Source organism: Paenibacillus sp. 10L310 (assembly GCF_056395745.1).
In genome coordinates, this window is record NZ_JBFTKC010000006.1 from 1 (window position 1) to 15,911 (window position 15,911).

General features: G+C 38.0%; 25 protein-coding genes and 2 pseudogenes. 25 read left to right on the top strand and 2 right to left on the bottom strand.

What is annotated here, in order from left to right; translation table 11 throughout:
- The 24 genes and pseudogenes from AC1DE7_RS15385 to AC1DE7_RS15500 all read left to right on the top strand — a co-directional run.
- Positions 1–1,124 (top strand): hypothetical protein (locus AC1DE7_RS15385; protein ID WP_477534751.1); only part of this gene is annotated, 1,124 nt, incomplete at its 5' end.
- Between the two features lie 7 nt (positions 1,125–1,131).
- Positions 1,132–1,632 (top strand): hypothetical protein, encoded by a 501-nt coding sequence (locus AC1DE7_RS15390; RefSeq protein ID WP_477534752.1) that lies wholly within the window; start codon positions 1,132–1,134, stop codon positions 1,630–1,632.
- A 232-nt stretch (positions 1,633–1,864) separates the two neighbouring features.
- Positions 1,865–2,050: a hypothetical protein gene (locus AC1DE7_RS15395; protein ID WP_477534753.1), complete on the top strand. Its 186-nt coding sequence runs from the start codon at positions 1,865–1,867 to the stop codon at positions 2,048–2,050.
- 287 nt (positions 2,051–2,337) lie between these two features.
- Positions 2,338–2,625, top strand: a pseudogene (locus tag AC1DE7_RS15400) (Imm3 family immunity protein); the annotation flags it as partial.
- Positions 2,626–2,925: an Imm3 family immunity protein gene (locus tag AC1DE7_RS15405; RefSeq protein ID WP_221821893.1), complete on the top strand. Its 300-nt coding sequence runs from the start codon at positions 2,626–2,628 to the stop codon at positions 2,923–2,925.
- Between the two features lie 175 nt (positions 2,926–3,100).
- Positions 3,101–3,625 carry a hypothetical protein gene (locus AC1DE7_RS15410; protein ID WP_253502169.1) on the top strand — a complete coding sequence of 175 codons (525 nt, stop codon included), beginning with the start codon at positions 3,101–3,103 and terminating at the stop codon, positions 3,623–3,625.
- 503 nt (positions 3,626–4,128) lie between these two features.
- The gene (locus AC1DE7_RS15415; RefSeq protein WP_253509245.1) at positions 4,129–4,215 is read left to right on the top strand and encodes an HNH endonuclease; all 87 of its coding nucleotides are present in this window, start codon (positions 4,129–4,131) and stop codon (positions 4,213–4,215) included.
- A 15-nt stretch (positions 4,216–4,230) separates the two neighbouring features.
- Entirely contained in the window at positions 4,231–4,677 is a 447-nt protein-coding gene (locus tag AC1DE7_RS15420; RefSeq protein ID WP_253502166.1) for an SMI1/KNR4 family protein, read from the top strand.
- 160 nt (positions 4,678–4,837) lie between these two features.
- Positions 4,838–5,377 (top strand): T6SS immunity protein Tdi1 domain-containing protein, encoded by a 540-nt coding sequence (locus tag AC1DE7_RS15425; protein WP_253502149.1) that lies wholly within the window; start codon positions 4,838–4,840, stop codon positions 5,375–5,377.
- A gap of 100 nt (positions 5,378–5,477) precedes the next feature.
- Positions 5,478–5,918, top strand: coding sequence for an SMI1/KNR4 family protein (locus AC1DE7_RS15430; RefSeq protein WP_253502147.1), 441 nt, complete (start codon positions 5,478–5,480; stop codon positions 5,916–5,918).
- A gap of 26 nt (positions 5,919–5,944) precedes the next feature.
- Positions 5,945–6,439, top strand: a complete 495-nt coding sequence (locus AC1DE7_RS15435) for an SMI1/KNR4 family protein (RefSeq protein WP_221821899.1) — start codon at positions 5,945–5,947, stop codon at positions 6,437–6,439.
- Positions 6,440–6,548: 109 nt separating this feature from the next.
- On the top strand, positions 6,549–6,734 hold the full coding sequence (locus tag AC1DE7_RS15440) for a hypothetical protein (RefSeq protein WP_405157637.1): 186 nt from the start codon (positions 6,549–6,551) through the stop codon (positions 6,732–6,734).
- Between the two features lie 228 nt (positions 6,735–6,962).
- On the top strand, positions 6,963–7,223 hold the full coding sequence (locus AC1DE7_RS15445; protein ID WP_253509243.1) for an HNH endonuclease signature motif containing protein: 261 nt from the start codon (positions 6,963–6,965) through the stop codon (positions 7,221–7,223).
- 2 nt (positions 7,224–7,225) lie between these two features.
- Positions 7,226–7,666, top strand: a complete 441-nt coding sequence (locus tag AC1DE7_RS15450) for an SMI1/KNR4 family protein (protein WP_339283608.1) — start codon at positions 7,226–7,228, stop codon at positions 7,664–7,666.
- Positions 7,667–7,743: 77 nt separating this feature from the next.
- Positions 7,744–8,119 (top strand): annotated as a pseudogene (locus AC1DE7_RS15455) (HNH endonuclease); the annotation flags it as partial.
- Complete coding sequence (locus AC1DE7_RS15460) at positions 8,116–8,583, top strand: DUF6985 domain-containing protein (protein ID WP_253502141.1); 468 nt, start codon at positions 8,116–8,118, stop codon at positions 8,581–8,583. The pseudogene AC1DE7_RS15455 and the gene AC1DE7_RS15460, both read left to right, overlap by 4 nt.
- Before the next feature lie 140 nt (positions 8,584–8,723).
- Positions 8,724–8,933, top strand: a complete 210-nt coding sequence (locus AC1DE7_RS15465; RefSeq protein WP_477534754.1) for a hypothetical protein — start codon at positions 8,724–8,726, stop codon at positions 8,931–8,933.
- Positions 8,934–9,045: 112 nt separating this feature from the next.
- The gene (locus AC1DE7_RS15470) at positions 9,046–9,144 is read left to right on the top strand and encodes an HNH endonuclease (protein WP_445253630.1); all 99 of its coding nucleotides are present in this window, start codon (positions 9,046–9,048) and stop codon (positions 9,142–9,144) included.
- 146 nt (positions 9,145–9,290) lie between these two features.
- The gene (locus AC1DE7_RS15475) at positions 9,291–9,656 is read left to right on the top strand and encodes an SMI1/KNR4 family protein (protein WP_477534821.1); all 366 of its coding nucleotides are present in this window, start codon (positions 9,291–9,293) and stop codon (positions 9,654–9,656) included.
- A 378-nt stretch (positions 9,657–10,034) separates the two neighbouring features.
- Entirely contained in the window at positions 10,035–10,508 is a 474-nt protein-coding gene (locus AC1DE7_RS15480) for an SMI1/KNR4 family protein (protein ID WP_477534755.1), read from the top strand.
- A 203-nt stretch (positions 10,509–10,711) separates the two neighbouring features.
- Entirely contained in the window at positions 10,712–11,293 is a 582-nt protein-coding gene (locus tag AC1DE7_RS15485; RefSeq protein ID WP_127545084.1) for a hypothetical protein, read from the top strand.
- Between the two features lie 37 nt (positions 11,294–11,330).
- Complete coding sequence (locus AC1DE7_RS15490) at positions 11,331–12,227, top strand: nucleotidyl transferase AbiEii/AbiGii toxin family protein (RefSeq protein ID WP_477534756.1); 897 nt, start codon at positions 11,331–11,333, stop codon at positions 12,225–12,227.
- Between the two features lie 164 nt (positions 12,228–12,391).
- The gene (gene imm48 / locus AC1DE7_RS15495; protein WP_477534757.1) at positions 12,392–12,847 is read left to right on the top strand and encodes an Imm48 family immunity protein; all 456 of its coding nucleotides are present in this window, start codon (positions 12,392–12,394) and stop codon (positions 12,845–12,847) included.
- 13 nt (positions 12,848–12,860) lie between these two features.
- Positions 12,861–13,436, top strand: a complete 576-nt coding sequence (locus AC1DE7_RS15500; RefSeq protein WP_477534758.1) for an RNA 2'-phosphotransferase — start codon at positions 12,861–12,863, stop codon at positions 13,434–13,436.
- A 171-nt stretch (positions 13,437–13,607) separates the two neighbouring features.
- Here the strand turns inward: AC1DE7_RS15500 and AC1DE7_RS15505 are convergent, their stop codons facing one another.
- Positions 13,608–14,465 (bottom strand): SDR family oxidoreductase, encoded by an 858-nt coding sequence (locus AC1DE7_RS15505; RefSeq protein WP_339283592.1) that lies wholly within the window; start codon positions 14,463–14,465, stop codon positions 13,608–13,610.
- Positions 14,466–14,575: 110 nt separating this feature from the next.
- Positions 14,576–15,001: an Rrf2 family transcriptional regulator gene (locus AC1DE7_RS15510; protein ID WP_036668516.1), complete on the bottom strand. Its 426-nt coding sequence runs from the start codon at positions 14,999–15,001 to the stop codon at positions 14,576–14,578.
- A gap of 423 nt (positions 15,002–15,424) precedes the next feature.
- Here AC1DE7_RS15510 and AC1DE7_RS15515 point away from each other — a divergent pair, with 423 nt between their 5' ends.
- Positions 15,425–15,901 carry a DUF6790 family protein gene (locus AC1DE7_RS15515; protein ID WP_026080959.1) on the top strand — a complete coding sequence of 159 codons (477 nt, stop codon included), beginning with the start codon at positions 15,425–15,427 and terminating at the stop codon, positions 15,899–15,901.
- Positions 15,902–15,911: the final 10 nt, after the last annotated feature.

The window sequence follows — 15,911 nt, forward strand, 5'->3', positions numbered from 1 at the left end:
ACCGAATCAGACCCCGAGCACCGAATCAGACCCCGAGCAGCAGTAAGAAGTCTTCATCGTCAGGTGAAACGGATGCTACTGCATCGAGTCCAGGTATAGGGAAGAAGTCTGGCGACGGTGAAGGCACAAACTCACCAAGCAGTGGCAAGAAAACGGGTCAGACACCGAGCACTAGTAAGAAGTCCAAATCTAGCGGTGAAACGGATAGTACGGGTTCAAGTTCAGGTACAGGGAAGAAGCCTGGCGATGATGAAGAAACAGGATCATCAAGTGGTGGAAAGATAGAGGATCCAACTCCGAATACCAGTAAGAAGACCCAAACAACCGGAGAAGCGGATACTACAGGATCGAATACAGGTACAGGGAAAAAGTCGAGTGAAGGTGAAGGAACAAGCTCATCTAGCGCTAACAAAAAAGATAATCAGACTCCCAACAGTCATAATCAGTGGAAACAGGATTCATCTAAGAAAAAAGGAAAAGGTAAAGATGATAAAAAGAAAAAAGAGGAGGAGAAAAGTAAAAGGGAAGAGGAAGAAAGACAAAAAAGTGAATCAGAGGCTGAGGGGACGGGAAAAGATACGAAGAGGTATGGTGATCCTCCCGAGGAAGAATTTAAATTTAAGATTGAAATTGCTGCTGAAAAGAAAGCTGAAGAAATAAGAAGTACAGGATTGAAAGATATAGAGGATTTTGCTAAGAATACAGGTTTGGAGTTACAGGATGCAATTGATTTAAAATCACATCTGTTTCTTAATAAATATGATCTTCCAGCTTACGATGAGAAAGGTTTATACTTTTATAAAACTAGATTAACACCTGATCCCGAAGTAATATATGCTTATCACAAAGTTCTGGATGGAGAACTGACTCCTGATCAGAAAAAATGGTTTCAACAGTTAAAAGCACATGAATTAGATGAAAAAGCCCGAATGGATTCTGGGGAAGAATACTATAGGCATCCAGGTTCTTGGGATTTCGAGTCGAAAACCTGGAAATCAAAGCCTCCTGGTGCACATGATAATGCTGTACCACAACCTGAATTTGGAACATTTCCTGGATATAAGGAGGAAAGTTCGAGATTTTATAAAATCAAAAAAGGTGATGAATATGAGATTGTCTTTTAGTAGTGCGGTGAAAAAAATAAATGAAATAGACTGGAATACAGGAGAAAAGCCCAAAGAATCACATTCAGCTCTGTTAGCTGAATACTTGAGAAGAATTGCTGTCTTTACAAGTTCTTATACTTCTAATCAAAGCCCAATAGGAAGTCCAGTTAGAGTCCTAAATATTGAAAACAATGATTTGCTGCTAGAAATTGATAGGATTGTGGATGAAAGTTTGCCTGACATTAACAACCCTATACACTATAAAATATGTAGAAATTATTTAGAAACAGCATATGTTGTTGAAAAAGGCTTATCGGAAGTCTTAAAAGTAGCAAATATTTATGAACCAATTATTAAGTTTTTTGAAAGAGGTGGGAAACTAAGATTCGATAGCGACAGGGCTTTGAGTTGTGGTAGTGCTGCTTTTGTTCTTGAAAATTGGATTGATTTTCATAGCAGTAGGCTAGAAACCGATATAAGTGACTCTAATTTGGAGAGAATTGATCTTAATAATAATGATGTTTAGTTAATCTCGATATCGTACCTCGAACGGGTCAATTATGGTCAGATATTACCATGATTGACCGTTTTTTTGATTTGTACCTCCAACATCCATGCGCACCATGCACGGCCAATTAAGGAGCAGGAGATAACGAGTCAAGTATATTACCGCAACTGACTTTTTTTCTTTCTTAGCTTTATTACGTTTCTTAAATTTACTCACTACTGTAGATGAACTGAATTTTGCATATTCAGAAGTGAATATCGAAGGTATAAACAAAAAGGAATTTTATGCACATAGTGGATCGAATCGTGATAACAAGGCAAAAGACTATGCTGATTATTCAATAAAGCTACCTAAACCTAAGTATGAGGCTACTCATGCGCCGGATAGAGGAGGAGGTGTAAGATTTGGAGATAATGATACAGATATAAGATCCTAAATGATTTAGCTGCTAGACTGGATAAATTAAATGATCCTTCACAAGCCCATGGGAAAATAAAATTATTTACTGAAATTAATACTTATACAAGTAGTGAGCAGAGTTATTAAGAAATTCCACGAAGATTATCCAAATATTGATATTGAAGTAATCCACAATGGTGACAAATTAGTTGAGTTTTAATAAAGGAGATAAGCAGATGAAACGAAATTATGAAGCTTTATTTGGTGCTTTTTATGAAAGGTATTTTGATTATAAAAGCGAGAGAATGAGTAAATGCTGAAGCACTTGCTTGTACCACTGAGGCATACTTCGGTATACAAAAAAGAGGCGAAAGGGAGAAATCAGTAATATTAATTGCAGAAGGAAGAATTTATTTAACACATTCAAGTATATTCATAAAATCAAAACAGAGGATAGTTGAGGGATTAAATTCTTTAGATTTAAACAAGTTGCAACTTGAAACGACTCCGGATGAGTACCAGGACATATTAGAACGAAGAGATATGGTGCTTGATAGAATCGAAAGTATACATGCGGAATATATTCCATATTCAAGATTGTACTGCTATTAAATGGAGAATGAAGTTAAAAATTACTTTGGGAATATCATTAATGACATGAAAGATACGAGTGGGCTCGTTGAGCAAATAATGGAGCGTTTCGATCGTGAATGTAGGAGTACACTTAGTGAGAAAATTGTTGTTAAAACAACACTTGCAGAACTACTTATCCGTGAATTTGTGAAAATAAAAAGCGAATTCGAGAAATTCGATATGAATGAAGTGGATGAACAATTAACAGAAGCTGAGCAATCAGATCTTTCTATACGAATCAAGGAAGTATTAACTAAGCTTCAAAATTATAAATCATGAGTACCATATCGTAAAATTGAATCATAAAATCTAATAGAAGGTATGATTGGAAAAACACCTAACGAGGGGGCTCATGATCTTGCACCTCCTCCGCAAAAGTATTTCCCAGATTTTAATTCGGATGACACTATCTTATAATTTAACTAATATAATTAAATTTTAGGAGGGCAGCTAGTTGAATCAGATATTTGAAGATGCCAGAACCATTATAAGAAACATTAATTGGGAGAATGAAGAACCTAACAAACCTTCACATGGAATATTATTATATGAGTTTTTAAGGAGAGGTTCTCATTTTTATGATTTTATAGATCAAGAACCTAACAAGAGACTTGCAGTGTTTAGTGCAGCAGATATCTGTGATATAAAGTTGCCAATTGAAATATATGGATACTGTGATGAATTAAACGAAATTAAGGATGAGTGGTTAGTCAAATCAGTTTGTAAAAGCTATTTGAAATGGGCATATTTATCTGGTGAAAACGAGTCGATAGCACTTGAATTCCAAGGACTCTATACTCCAATTATAAAGTTGTTTAGTAGAGGCGGGAGGATAAGATACCATAATGGAGAGTTAACCTATGGAAGGGCTGCACGTTCTCGAATTGTTTTTGTAGAAATGAGCACGGTTGAACCAATGGATATTAGTGAAAATAGTCTGGATAAACTGGACAAAAATTGGGATGAGAAAATAAAGTAATCGTAAAGTGGTTTTAGAAGACTAATCAGTTCAAAAGTTATTATTTTTTGGAGTAGGTCCGGGATACGCTGATAAGACAGTATATAAGTGGGATCGGAAAAAGAAATGTAAACAAAGTAGATATAGGCATAAATAAAACAGATCGATCCTGGTCAAAGAGCCAATGGTGTCGATCTGTTTTGTAATAGATTTTTATAAATTACGAAAAAGTGTACAGGGAGGTGCTGATTTAACAGGTAAACAAAGAAAACTGATTAGAAATAAAGCTGCGGAATTAAAGCTTATACCAAAAATTGAAGTGAAAGAAAGTAGAAGGTATTTGTTTCGGCTTTGCTGATTTCGAGGGGGCTGGTGTATTAGTGCACACAGATTACCTTCCAAAAGATTTGTGGAAAAAAGGTGACACAGAGCAGTTTCACTGGCTGAATAAAATTTACCGGAAGACATAATGAAATCGGTTAACGATGGACCTTATACATGGCATCACAGAAGTACCGGGGAAAATGCAATTAGTTCCCTTTGGTATACACAACATTACTACTCATAATGGTGGTAGATCAACCGGAATATGGGCAGATGCACCGAGATAAGGGAGGAAAAAAATTGTGGAAACGAGAGCAAAATCTATTATCTATCCATTACCAACTGATCAGGTATTGTCAAAAGAAGAAGGTTTTTGGAGGGTAGTATTGCCTTCAGACTATAAAGAATTTGTTAAGATAAACAACAGAGGCATTCCAGAAAGATGTTCTTTTAGTTGTAATAGTCATAATTACTTAATTACTAGATTTTTGTGCATTCTTGAAGATCCAACCGACAATGGATTTGGAATATTTGATATTGATGCCACAAAATCTCAACTTGATGAGAGATTAATTGATGATGAGGACTTAATAGGAGTTTCCTTGTTACCAGTAGCTGTTCTATTTTCTGGTGACTTTATATGCTTAGATTTTCGTGAATCTAGAAATTCTCCTAATGTTTGTGTCTGGGATCACGCAAATTCTGGTGAATTCGATCCAGTGAGTTATTTTTTGGCGGAAAGTTTTTAAAGATTTTTTGGCATTGTTAACTTAATAAACAAAACAATATACTTAGGCCTGTTAATGTTACACAAATATTTACAACAGATCGTACAATACAACCAGCAGATAGAACACTAAACGATTCAAACAGGAAATGTTTTAAGAGCTAAAGGAGGTATAAAGAAGTATGCCATCTATTCCGAATTTCGTTTTTGAGAAAGAAATACCTATAAGCATTATCGAGAAATACAGATCGAGAATTCCTGTTGAACTAATTGAAGTATGGAAGGAATATGGACTGGGTAGTCTTTCCAATGGATATCTGAAAATTATTAATCCTGATCAGTATTTAGAATTATTACAAGATACCTACAGTCGAGCAAAATTAGCAATTCCTCTATTTACAACAGCAATGGGAGATATATTGATTTGGGAAGATGGATACTTAATGGCGCTTAACTTCAGAAAGCATGAAGTAAATGTTATAGGGAAAAATTTTAAGTACTTTTTTGGGGACATAAGTGATGAATATTTTTTGAATAAAGCTCTTGACTGGTCTCCCTATCTTGAAGCGTTTGAAAAATATGGAGAGCCTGCTTACGATGAATGTTTTGGCTATGTGCCTCTTTTAGGATTAGGTGGAGCAGAGAAAGTTGAGAATTTAAAAAAAGTTAAATTTATTGAGCATATATATATAATCAATCATTTTATGGGACCAATGGAATGAAAATAAAAAATGGAGACCGATATAAATGTTTAAAAGTATGGATTATTTTCTATAAGGGGCATCTATAGGAGGTATATAAAAGCTAATTGGAGAGTAAGCAATGGGAATAATTTGGGAACGTACGGTTGGAGATATTAGTGAAGATATAATTAATAAGGTTGAAAAAAAATATGGTATACAATTTCCTGATGACTATAGAGAATGTGTTAAAAACTATAATGGTGGGCATCCTGTACCAAATATATTTTCCTATGATGATGGAGGAGAGGGAGTTTTTGACCATTTACTAAGCTTTACAAGTGAGCCTAATATTGTTTTAGTTTATGAATTTATAAGTGATTTCATGCCAAAAGAGATATTTCCATTTGGAACAGATCCTTTTGGCAATCAGCTTTGCTTTGATTACCGAAAAAGTAAAAATTCACCTTCAGTTGTTTTTCTTAACAATGAAGAATTTGGTGAGGACTCCATTACTGAGGTATGTAACAGTTTTTCTGAGCTCTTAGAAACATTACATGAGGCCAGCGATGAATATTATTGACTTTCTTAATAGGTGGGTGGATAAGTATGAATATAGATGAAAATATTATTAAAAGTTCATATCCTCCTGTAAGTCTTCAGGAGATTGAGATAGTCGAGAAGAAGTATAATATGATTTTCCCTGATGATTATAAGAAATTTTTAATGTTAAAGAATGGTGGAAAAACTGGTACTAGAAGGAGATTTACTACAAATGATGACCAAAAAGAAGGTGAAATAGAGTCTTCTATTTTGATGTTTTTTCCTTTGTCTAATAATTTAAATAATAATTCAGAACAAAAGTATCGTCTGTACACAGAAGCAAATATTTTATCGAGAATTTATTATCCAATAGGTGAGACACCGAGGAATAATTTAGTTTGTATTGTAGTAGAAGGACCTAATAAAGGGAGTGTGTATCATTTCGATATGGATTATGACAATTATATTGAAAAGAAACTTCCTCTAGAGGAAGAACATATCAGACTGATCACAGAAAGTTTCACTGACCTTTTGGATAGTTTATTTGTTTCTCAGACGTAGGAATAATCGTGAATAATTTCAAAAATTAGAAGTTAAAATTATAAGGCCTATTTCATCAGTATTATTCAGGTGGAATGGGTCTTTTTGTGAGAAAAGATTTCTAAATAAAATGAATGAACCTAATGCACCGACAACGCCGAAAAATAGCACCAAATCGAATACGAAACCAGAAAAAAATGAAACGCCGAATGAAGTGAATACGTGGAAGCCATCTCCATCTAAAAAAAAGGCGAAGGTAAACGGCAAGTCGATGCGAAACCGTCTAAATCATCCGAACCGAAGAAACCAAAGGTAGAATAGGATACAAACAATCCGAAGGAAAATACGGAAGGCACTGTGGAGACGGGTAAAGGTAAGAAGTTAGAACTGTCGGATATGACTTAAGAAGTAATGGAAACGAAGCCTATGAATTCACCTGTCCCTAAAAATGGTAGGATAAAGGTGGACATATATTAACAAAAGTGGAATATCGGTTGTTTATCCTAATGGGTATCCTGACTTTTCAGCATATTACCATCCAACTATTAAACTAGCAGTAACAATAGAAATTACTATTACTAAAAACCCTCAGGCGGACTCTAAGACGGCGAACTTAGAAGCAGGACTAAATAAGGATTCTGATCCACCAGTTTCTGAACTAAAAAAACCTCCAACAGGGTACACTTGGCATCATCATGAAGATGGAAAGACAATGGTTCTTGTTCAGAAGGATATCCATAGGGACTTTAGGCATATAGGTGGTCAGTCTACATTTAAGGGAAAAAATGATTATAAAGGAGAATAAACATGGCAACGATTTATAACACAAATGAAAAAATTAAATTAAAAAATATTGAGGAATTTGAAGCAAAATATGATGTCGTGCTTCCGGTTCAATATCGCGATTTTTTGCTTGAGTATAACGGTGGTAATGTAAAGCCAAATGTTTTCAAAATTTCAGATGATGAAGGAGAGACTGCTCTCAACACACTTTATGGGCTAGATATCAATGAATCCTACGATGAGTTATCGAGTGTGTTTGACTCATTATATGGCGAAATCCCAAACGAATTTATATCTATAGGTGATGATTCTGGAGGAAATCAAATTTGTCTGGGAACTAGCGAAGAGTATGCGGGGAAAATATATATTTTCCTTCATGATATAGAACCTACTGAAAAGATAAGCAATATGTTTCTTATATCTGATTCTTTTGATAGCTTTCTAGATAGTTTATATGAAGTTTAATCTTTAGAAAATGACGGATGCAGAAAAGCTAATTTCAACTTGAGTTATAAGTCGAAATTGGCTTTTTCATTTGTCTGATCCCTGGTCTTTCACCATTAGCTAAAGCATAAGTGCAAATTGAGTATATGTTATGTGGAAAGGGCACATACGGAGGAGCGGCGAGAAGATTTAATTTTGCTCAATCAGATCAAAGGTGAACAACTTAATAATTCTCCTGAAATAGCACGCCAATTTGGTATGGAGTCTGGTGAAATTACTGCTAAAGATATAAAGATTTATCGAGATGGAAATAAACTAACATGGCACGAATTAAATGATGTTAAAGCAATGCAGTTAGTACCTACAAAGATGAATAGTACTTTTGGGCATCTTGGAGGTGTGGGAGAAATGAATGCAGGAGCGTTTGAACCTGGGGGATTTCTAATAAACAATAAAGAGGGGAGTACACAATGATAAAAAATGATCCTGTTTTTGGAGGGCTCGAATATAACTATGGTTGGACTAGGAAGACTATGTTTCAATTATTCGGAGGAGAACTTGAAATTACATTGATGATTGATGGAGATGAAGATGGAAGATTTGATGAAAAACAATATTCGGCATATCAATCATTGATACAAGATTGGAAACAAGTGCAATTTAACTTATTACAACCTATTTTGGATTATTACATACAAAAAAGAAGTGAATTGGGTTATGATGTTGCGTTTAATGAGAATTATCCATTAGTTGAAACAACAACTCAACTGATGAAGATGATTACTTTAGAGGGGATTGTTGTTCCGTATGGAGACATTAATGAAGAACGTGACATTGGAGTTCTTTTTAGTTGTACATGGGATTCAGAGAATGGTTTAGGGTTGCGTTTATTAGATGAAGAAATAGCTGATGTAGGATACCAAGATGTTGCAATTTGATACCAGGCTAATTAAATCGTATAGCACAACCATATCCAACGAACCCAACATTAAATGATTCAAACATTTGATTAACATTCAAAAGCTCTTTCTTACTTGATTTATGAGTTAGAGAGCTTTTTGCGTGTCGAAAATAACTAATGGTTGCTTGGTGGGGTGGTAGCTTCATTTTGGACGGGGAGGCCAACGTACGAGCAGGTCTATTGCAACAGAAGGGTAGCAACAAACCTGTTCATGTAGCGAATCTGCCACCAGAGCTAGAGCCACTGTTCATGGCGATTGAGGAGTACGAAGCGGTTTTCCCGACGGTTAAAGTGAAGAAATTAAAAGGTTTGAAGTCTCCGATATGAAGTGTAGTATTGCATGAAGATATATTACCAAGGAACTTTTGAAGGCAACAGAGGTTGTACAATTCAAGTGGCTGAACGCTAGATTACCAAATAAAGTACAACCAGAAGAACAATTTGTCACCATAATGAGGAAAGCGGATTGATGCAACTTGTACTTTTTGGTATTCATAATATTGCAAAGCATAATGGAGGAAGAACAAAGGGACAATGAGCAGACGCCCCAAGACATTAATTTGAGAGGTGAAATATGTTAAAAATAAAAAATAATAGTATAATTTATCCGCTTCCAACTAGCAATTTATTAAGCGTGTAGAAGAAAATTTTGAAATCGAGTTTCCGAAAAATTTTATAGATTTTATATCGGAAAGCAATGGATCTATTCCAATAACTCGATTTTTTGAATTTAAATCGAATAGATATGTGGTTGATCGTTTTCTTTGTTTATTGAACAAGCCAAGTGAGCATGATAAAGGTATTTATGATATTAAGGTTGTTTTCAGTCAATTGGATGAAAGGATACTCTCTGATGGAGATATGACAGGTGCTGAATTAGTACCAATTGCAGCTCTATTTGCAGGAGATTTCGTTTGTCTAGACTATACTGAAAGTAAAATCGATCCAGTTGTTTGTATATGGTATAATGAGGAATCAGATGAGTATGACCCAGTTACAGAAAAGATTGCAGATAATGTTAATCGTTTTCTTGATATGCTAGAAGAATAGGTTCTTCCTATAATGCAATCATATGAGAAAAATTAAAAGGCTTACTCCTACTCGAACAATGAGTCAGGAGTGAGTTTTTTATAGTTTGATGAAATGGCTATAGTTGTTACATCTGTTACCTAAAGGTGTGCTTGTTTGAGCTGGGAGTTCACCCCTATACAGGAGAGCCTGTTTCAGATTCCTATGCCAAAATGATGACGACAACACTCAAATGGAATCGAGTTATTTTGAGTTTCCAAATGGTAGTAAGAGCATCATATCCAGTTTTATACTAATGGTGTGTACGAAAGGAAGTTGTTGTTAGGGGATTCTGATCTTCCTGGTTAAAGTCCATGTGGTGGGGCATGTGTTAAAAGATGAGAATGGGAAGTGAAGCATATGAGAATGGATGTTAATACGATTGTTGTTCCATTACCAGGAGATGATTTATTAGATGTAGTTGAGCGAAGCTTGAGAGTTTCATTCCCTGAATCTTATAGGCACTTTATTAAGGAACATAACGGAGCTGTACCAATCACAAATATGTTTAGTATGAATCAGCAGGAATACATAATAGAAAAATTTCTATGTATATTGGATGACAGTGAGTCTGATCCTATTAATGGATGGTATGATATTGAAGTTACTATTACGCAAATAGGTGATAGATTAACTGATAATGAAGATTTAGTGGGAATGAATGTAGTTCCTATTGCAGCGCTTTTTTCAGGAGATTTTATTTGTTTGGATTTTAGAGAAACAGAAGAGCCTACTGTAGTTATTTGGTTTCATGAAGAGTCAGAGGAGTTTTCTCCTGTGACACAAAAAGTCGCGACCAATATATTAGAATTTTTTGAATTGCTGAGTAAATAAAGTTCTCCTAGTTCATGTTAACGAATGCCCCAACTGTCAGTATCTTGTAGAGAAATTAGGGGTGCGTTTTGAACGTGAATTGTAAAACTTATAGAAGATCTGTGGAAATATTTGAGTTAAGCGATGTGAGTGGAGAATTAACAGAAGATAGAAGAGAGATCTGTCTAATGAGAGATGACAAAAATCAGTAAGGAAGTGACCTGATGGAATTTGAATATCATGTAACCATGCGTGATCTGAAGCAGAACGAGAAAGAGACCTTTATCAACATCTGTAATAAAGAGAACGTGAAGCCCGTGTTGATCGTCTTGGACAAAGGAGAATATATTAATCAGCCAATGATTACAGGCATTGTACATAGCACGAATTACGAAGAAGTGAAGAATGTTATTGAAGAAGTTGGGGCGAAGTTTCGGGATAACGGATTCACAGTTGTTCGGACGAAGGTGGAAATTCCGGCTAAGGAAGAAACGTATTTTGATCAGCCGATGCTGGCACAGTCCAAGCCTTATTTCGAATGGCACGGAAAGGTATATGTGGATGATGTGGCCGTATTGAAGCAACTGTGCGCGGATTCGGGCGGACATATCTCACGGAACTCACTTAATGCAGATGGCAAAGTGAGATTCGTAACGGTCCGTGAATATGAGAGTGCAGAACATTTTTATCGTAGAGTGGGAGAGATCCATACCATTTTGCATACGAACAAGATCGAACTGTTAAAACAGCAATATGAACTGTGCATCTATGACAGCCGGGAAGAACTGGATCGTGGATGGATCTAATTGGATGTTGAGTACGATGAATGGAGGAGGAGAACGAGTGTCAGAAAAAAACATAAAAATGCACCTCCTAAATGAGGATGAGAGATTCATTGTTGTGTTAGAAGCTCTATTAAAACGCGCTTCTCTAGTGAATAGTCCATTTATATTAAAAGGAAGCTTATTAACAAGACAGTATTTGGAGAATCCCAATATTCGTTATGTGGATGACATCGACTTTCTGTATACAGGTCGAATTGAGACTGAGGATCAGGCCAATGCAGTATTTACAGACTGGATGATCCGGGTAACGGAGATGGACCTGAATGACGGTATCATATTCCGAAGCTTTCGGGAGAATGCCTTCTGGAGAAGAATAGACTACGCGATGGCGGATGATTTTCCTACGGTGAACACGGAGCTTGCCTTTTATATTGATAGTGAACCAAGGAATGAAAATGAGTATGAGGATGAACTGCATCTTGATATATCTTTTAACCTCGACTTGGATGAGAAGCCTGTTACTCTATCCTACCAACCCATGGTTGGTGAAGCTTTTGTCGTTCCTTACACTGTACCACTCTCCATCCAAATTGCATGGAAGCTGCATCAAACGATAGTGAGGCCCAGGTTTAAAGACTTGTATGATTTGCAACATCTGTTGTCTAACCCGTTATACGATCAGCAGGCGCTCAAGGAGACAATGCAGACCCTGGCCAACGAGTGCAGCATGGACCCAGCTATTACGAGAGAGGATATGAAAAAGATACTGGTTGACGATCTGCATGATGTATTTTCGAGGTTAAATTACGATTATGACTTGCAGTATTATGCCGGAAGCCGTAGTCCTGAAGTGTATTTTATGGAATTTGTATCGGAGCTGCGCCAAACGATGAATCACGTTGGTATTAACAGTGACGCATATGAACATTTACCAAGTTGCCCCACGCATACATAAAGATCTTCGTGCACTGAAGAAGCAGACCTAAAAACTTTCTGTAAGAAAACTGCTTCGGGAGCATTCACTTCGCCTTTATTCGTAGATGAATTTGAAACGAATACCCCAACTCCGATACAATGTTCTCATAGAGTCTGAGAGAATGGATCAAATACGGTGCAGAAATGGAGAAAACCAATATGACTGAATTTATCAACGCTGACGATATTAATGACGTAATTCTGGCTGCGGCAGCAAACGAGCTGGAGCAGATGGTGGACAAAATGTGTGAGCTGATTGGCACGCCTTTGGAACAGACAACAGAACTGGAGCGTCAGGTCATGGCTGCTTTTGGTTTTGGCGCGGTGTATGGCATCACTCATCGGGATCAGCTAGCGGAGCCGCAGGCCCATGCCTTGAGCATTCGGATGCTCATTAAACCGTTTAATTACAGTGAACAGCAGGCGGTTGATTTTGCCAACGATCTGATTCGGGTGGCTTCCGATCGTGAGGTTCATCCGGTAATGAACACGATTATCCAACGTGGGATTGATGGACACCGCCAATTCAATCAGGAAAACGATGAAGGATTGGAACGTAACATTCAGGAGATTTTAACAGCGGTTCAATCGCAAAAATAGACGGTTTTATTAGATGTGGGAGATGATTGCATTGGATCTGATGAAATTAAGCAAGGAACTCTCATACGCTCTGCGACATGCACCATGGGAGTATGAACTGGAACTGGACGAAGAGGGTTGGGTGGAGATCTCGCAATTGCTGGTGGCTTTGCATGAAAGTCCGCAGTGGAAGGAAGTCACACATTCCGATCTGGAGCAGATGATTCAAACCTCGGAGAAAAAGAGACATGAAATCCGTTCAGGCCGCATCCGGGCATTGTATGGACATTCGACACCTCATAAGATATCGAAAATATCTGCTGAGCCACCGGAAACCCTGTACCATGGGACCCCGGCACGCGCAGTAAATTCTATTATGGAACATGGCTTACAGCCGCGGCAAAGGCAATATGTACATCTGTCCGCAGACATCGATACAGCCAATCAGGTGGGACGAAGACGGGATGATCAGCCTGTCATTTTGAAAATCAATGCTGCTCAAGCGGCCACAGACGGAATCCTTTTTTATCATGGAAACGAAAATATCTGGCTGGCCGATCACATTCCTGCACGTTATATTCTTGAGCAGTTACTGGTGAGCAATGAGTGATGAACTGTTGTGGAAAGCATAAATACCTATCTCGAATTGCAACAGTCGCAATGAATGGATTGAATGTGCAGTCTTCCGTTCAAGTTGTATACCGTTGTATTGATCGTTAGCTACACAAAAAAAGGGACGCATCCAACATTTGTTGGTGTGTCCCTTTCTCATATTCAAAACTTACTTGCCTACAATTGCTTTAATACCTTCGCTAAGTGGCTGAGCCGGACGGCCAAGCAATTTCTCTAAAGTATCACTCTCTACAGCCAATGCGCCTTCACGGATGGCACTTTGCATATCAACAAGCATCGATACGACAAAGTCCGGTAGACCTGCACCTTTCATGATGTCAACGTAAGCGGCATCGTCCACGTTTTGCACGTTGATTTCCTGCCCAAGCACTTCACCAACAATGGCAGCCAGTTCAGCTTGCGTGCGTAGTTTGCCGGACAATTCATATACGGTATTCTCATGTCCTTCTCCTGCGAGAACAGCTGCAGCAGCATGGGCGTAGTCACTTCGGGTAGCCCAGCCTACTTGGCTGTTGTTGGTGGCATGAACCCAAGGTGCACCTTGGGTAGCTGCTTGCACACTGCCTGCTTCATTTTCCAGGTACCAGTTATTGCGCAGGAAGGAATACGGAATGCCGGATTCACGAATAGCTTTTTCTGTAGCGCGGTGAACTTCCGCCAGGGAAAGGGTATTTTTCTCTGCATTCACAACGCTTGTATAAGCGATGAAACCCACGCCTGCGTTCTTGGCAGCGTCAATGGCAGCCTGATGTTGGCGAATACGCGTTTCATTGTCACCATCAGTTGAGATGAGCAACAGACGGTCTACACCGGCAAAAGCTTTCTCCAACGTCTCCGGTTGATCGAAATCACCATGACGCACGTCAACCCCTTGAGTGCGGAGTGCTTCCGCTTTCTCTGGATTACGTACACTTACTGCCACATCCTTGGCAGAATTGTTTTTCAACAATGCCTCTACAACCAGTGAACCCAAATGACCTGTGGCGCCAGTAACCAAAATTTTCATTTTCTTTTCCTCCTAGGATATGTGTTTTGTTTGCATATGGATGTAATCAAAATTGTTATAACAGGTGTGATTACAACGAAAGGGTTAAAAAAAGCTCATAATGAGCTTTGTTATTCAGAGACATGAATCTGATCCATCATCTGCTGTATGGTTACACGATTCAAGCGCTGTTCCATGGCTGTCTGAGCCTCAATGAGTTCGGCACGCAAGGTGTGTTCAATCATGTTGCCGACCGGACATTTCGGATTCGGATGTTTGTGAAAGTTAAACAATTCCCCATCCTCCACGACCTCAAGCGCTCGATATACATCAAGAAGGGTAATGTCGGCTGGATCTTTCAACAAGGAAGCACCTCCCACACCGGGTCTGACGTCAATCAGTCCAGCCTGTTTCAGCTTGGACATAATCCGCCGAATAATCACGGGATTTGTATTCACACTCTGCGCGATCACATCTCCGGTGCATTCATTGGGCATAACAGCGATCAGGGACAGGGTATGAACCGCAATGGAAAAGCGACTGCTGATTTGTCTCATGGGATAATCACCACCGTTGTAACTATAATAGTTACAAAGCGATTGGATGTCAATTCCTTTATATTATATTTTAATGGATAGTTGCTGTTGTTCTGGAATCGTAGATGATCAAACAGATGATAATTGAACTATCACCTATGTCAAATAAATGAGTTGTGGTTCTTTTGGAGCGTTAAAAAAGAAGTAGGTTTCAAACCTTTTAATGTAATAATAGGGCTAAATTCCTATTATTTTCAAGTTAAATGGAACTATATGGTTTTCTTGTTTGCGTACAGAAGAAGAAAAATGACAAAAGCTTCGACAAACTAGAAAATTATGTATGAATTGACAAATGTAAAAGCGATTATATAATGTGTTTAACTACAAGATTGTACATTTAGTTACAAATGATTCCAAATAACAAACGGCGGGAGTGGGACAGGCATGTGGTTTTTGGTTCTATGGTTGTTAGGTCTAATTTCAGGGGGAGTACACCTATATGTGTTAGGTTTTCCCGGGGAAATGAGCGAGATTAGCAGGGTGTTGCTGCTTCATCAGTTTGTGGTTACGTTTGGATTGGTTGGAGTGATTGGTTATGTTGTCAACATTGCCAGAGCGGATCAGACAGCCAAAATGTTAGGATGGCCTGGTGGACCATTTCAGGTTAAATACGGTTTTTCCCAGGTAGGGCTTGGAGTTATGGGGATTATGGCCATCTGGTTCCAAGGGAACTTTTGGGTTGGTGTATTGGTAACGATGTACATATACGGATTAAGTGGTCTTTGGTCACATACTTATGTCATGATTAAAAATCGCAAGGCAGATGGAGACAGTATCGGGAATCTCATTATGGATGTGGTGTATCAAACGTTTATCACGGTTCTCTCCGTATTGGCTGGTGGAATCTGGGTAATGCACTAAGCTGTAACTG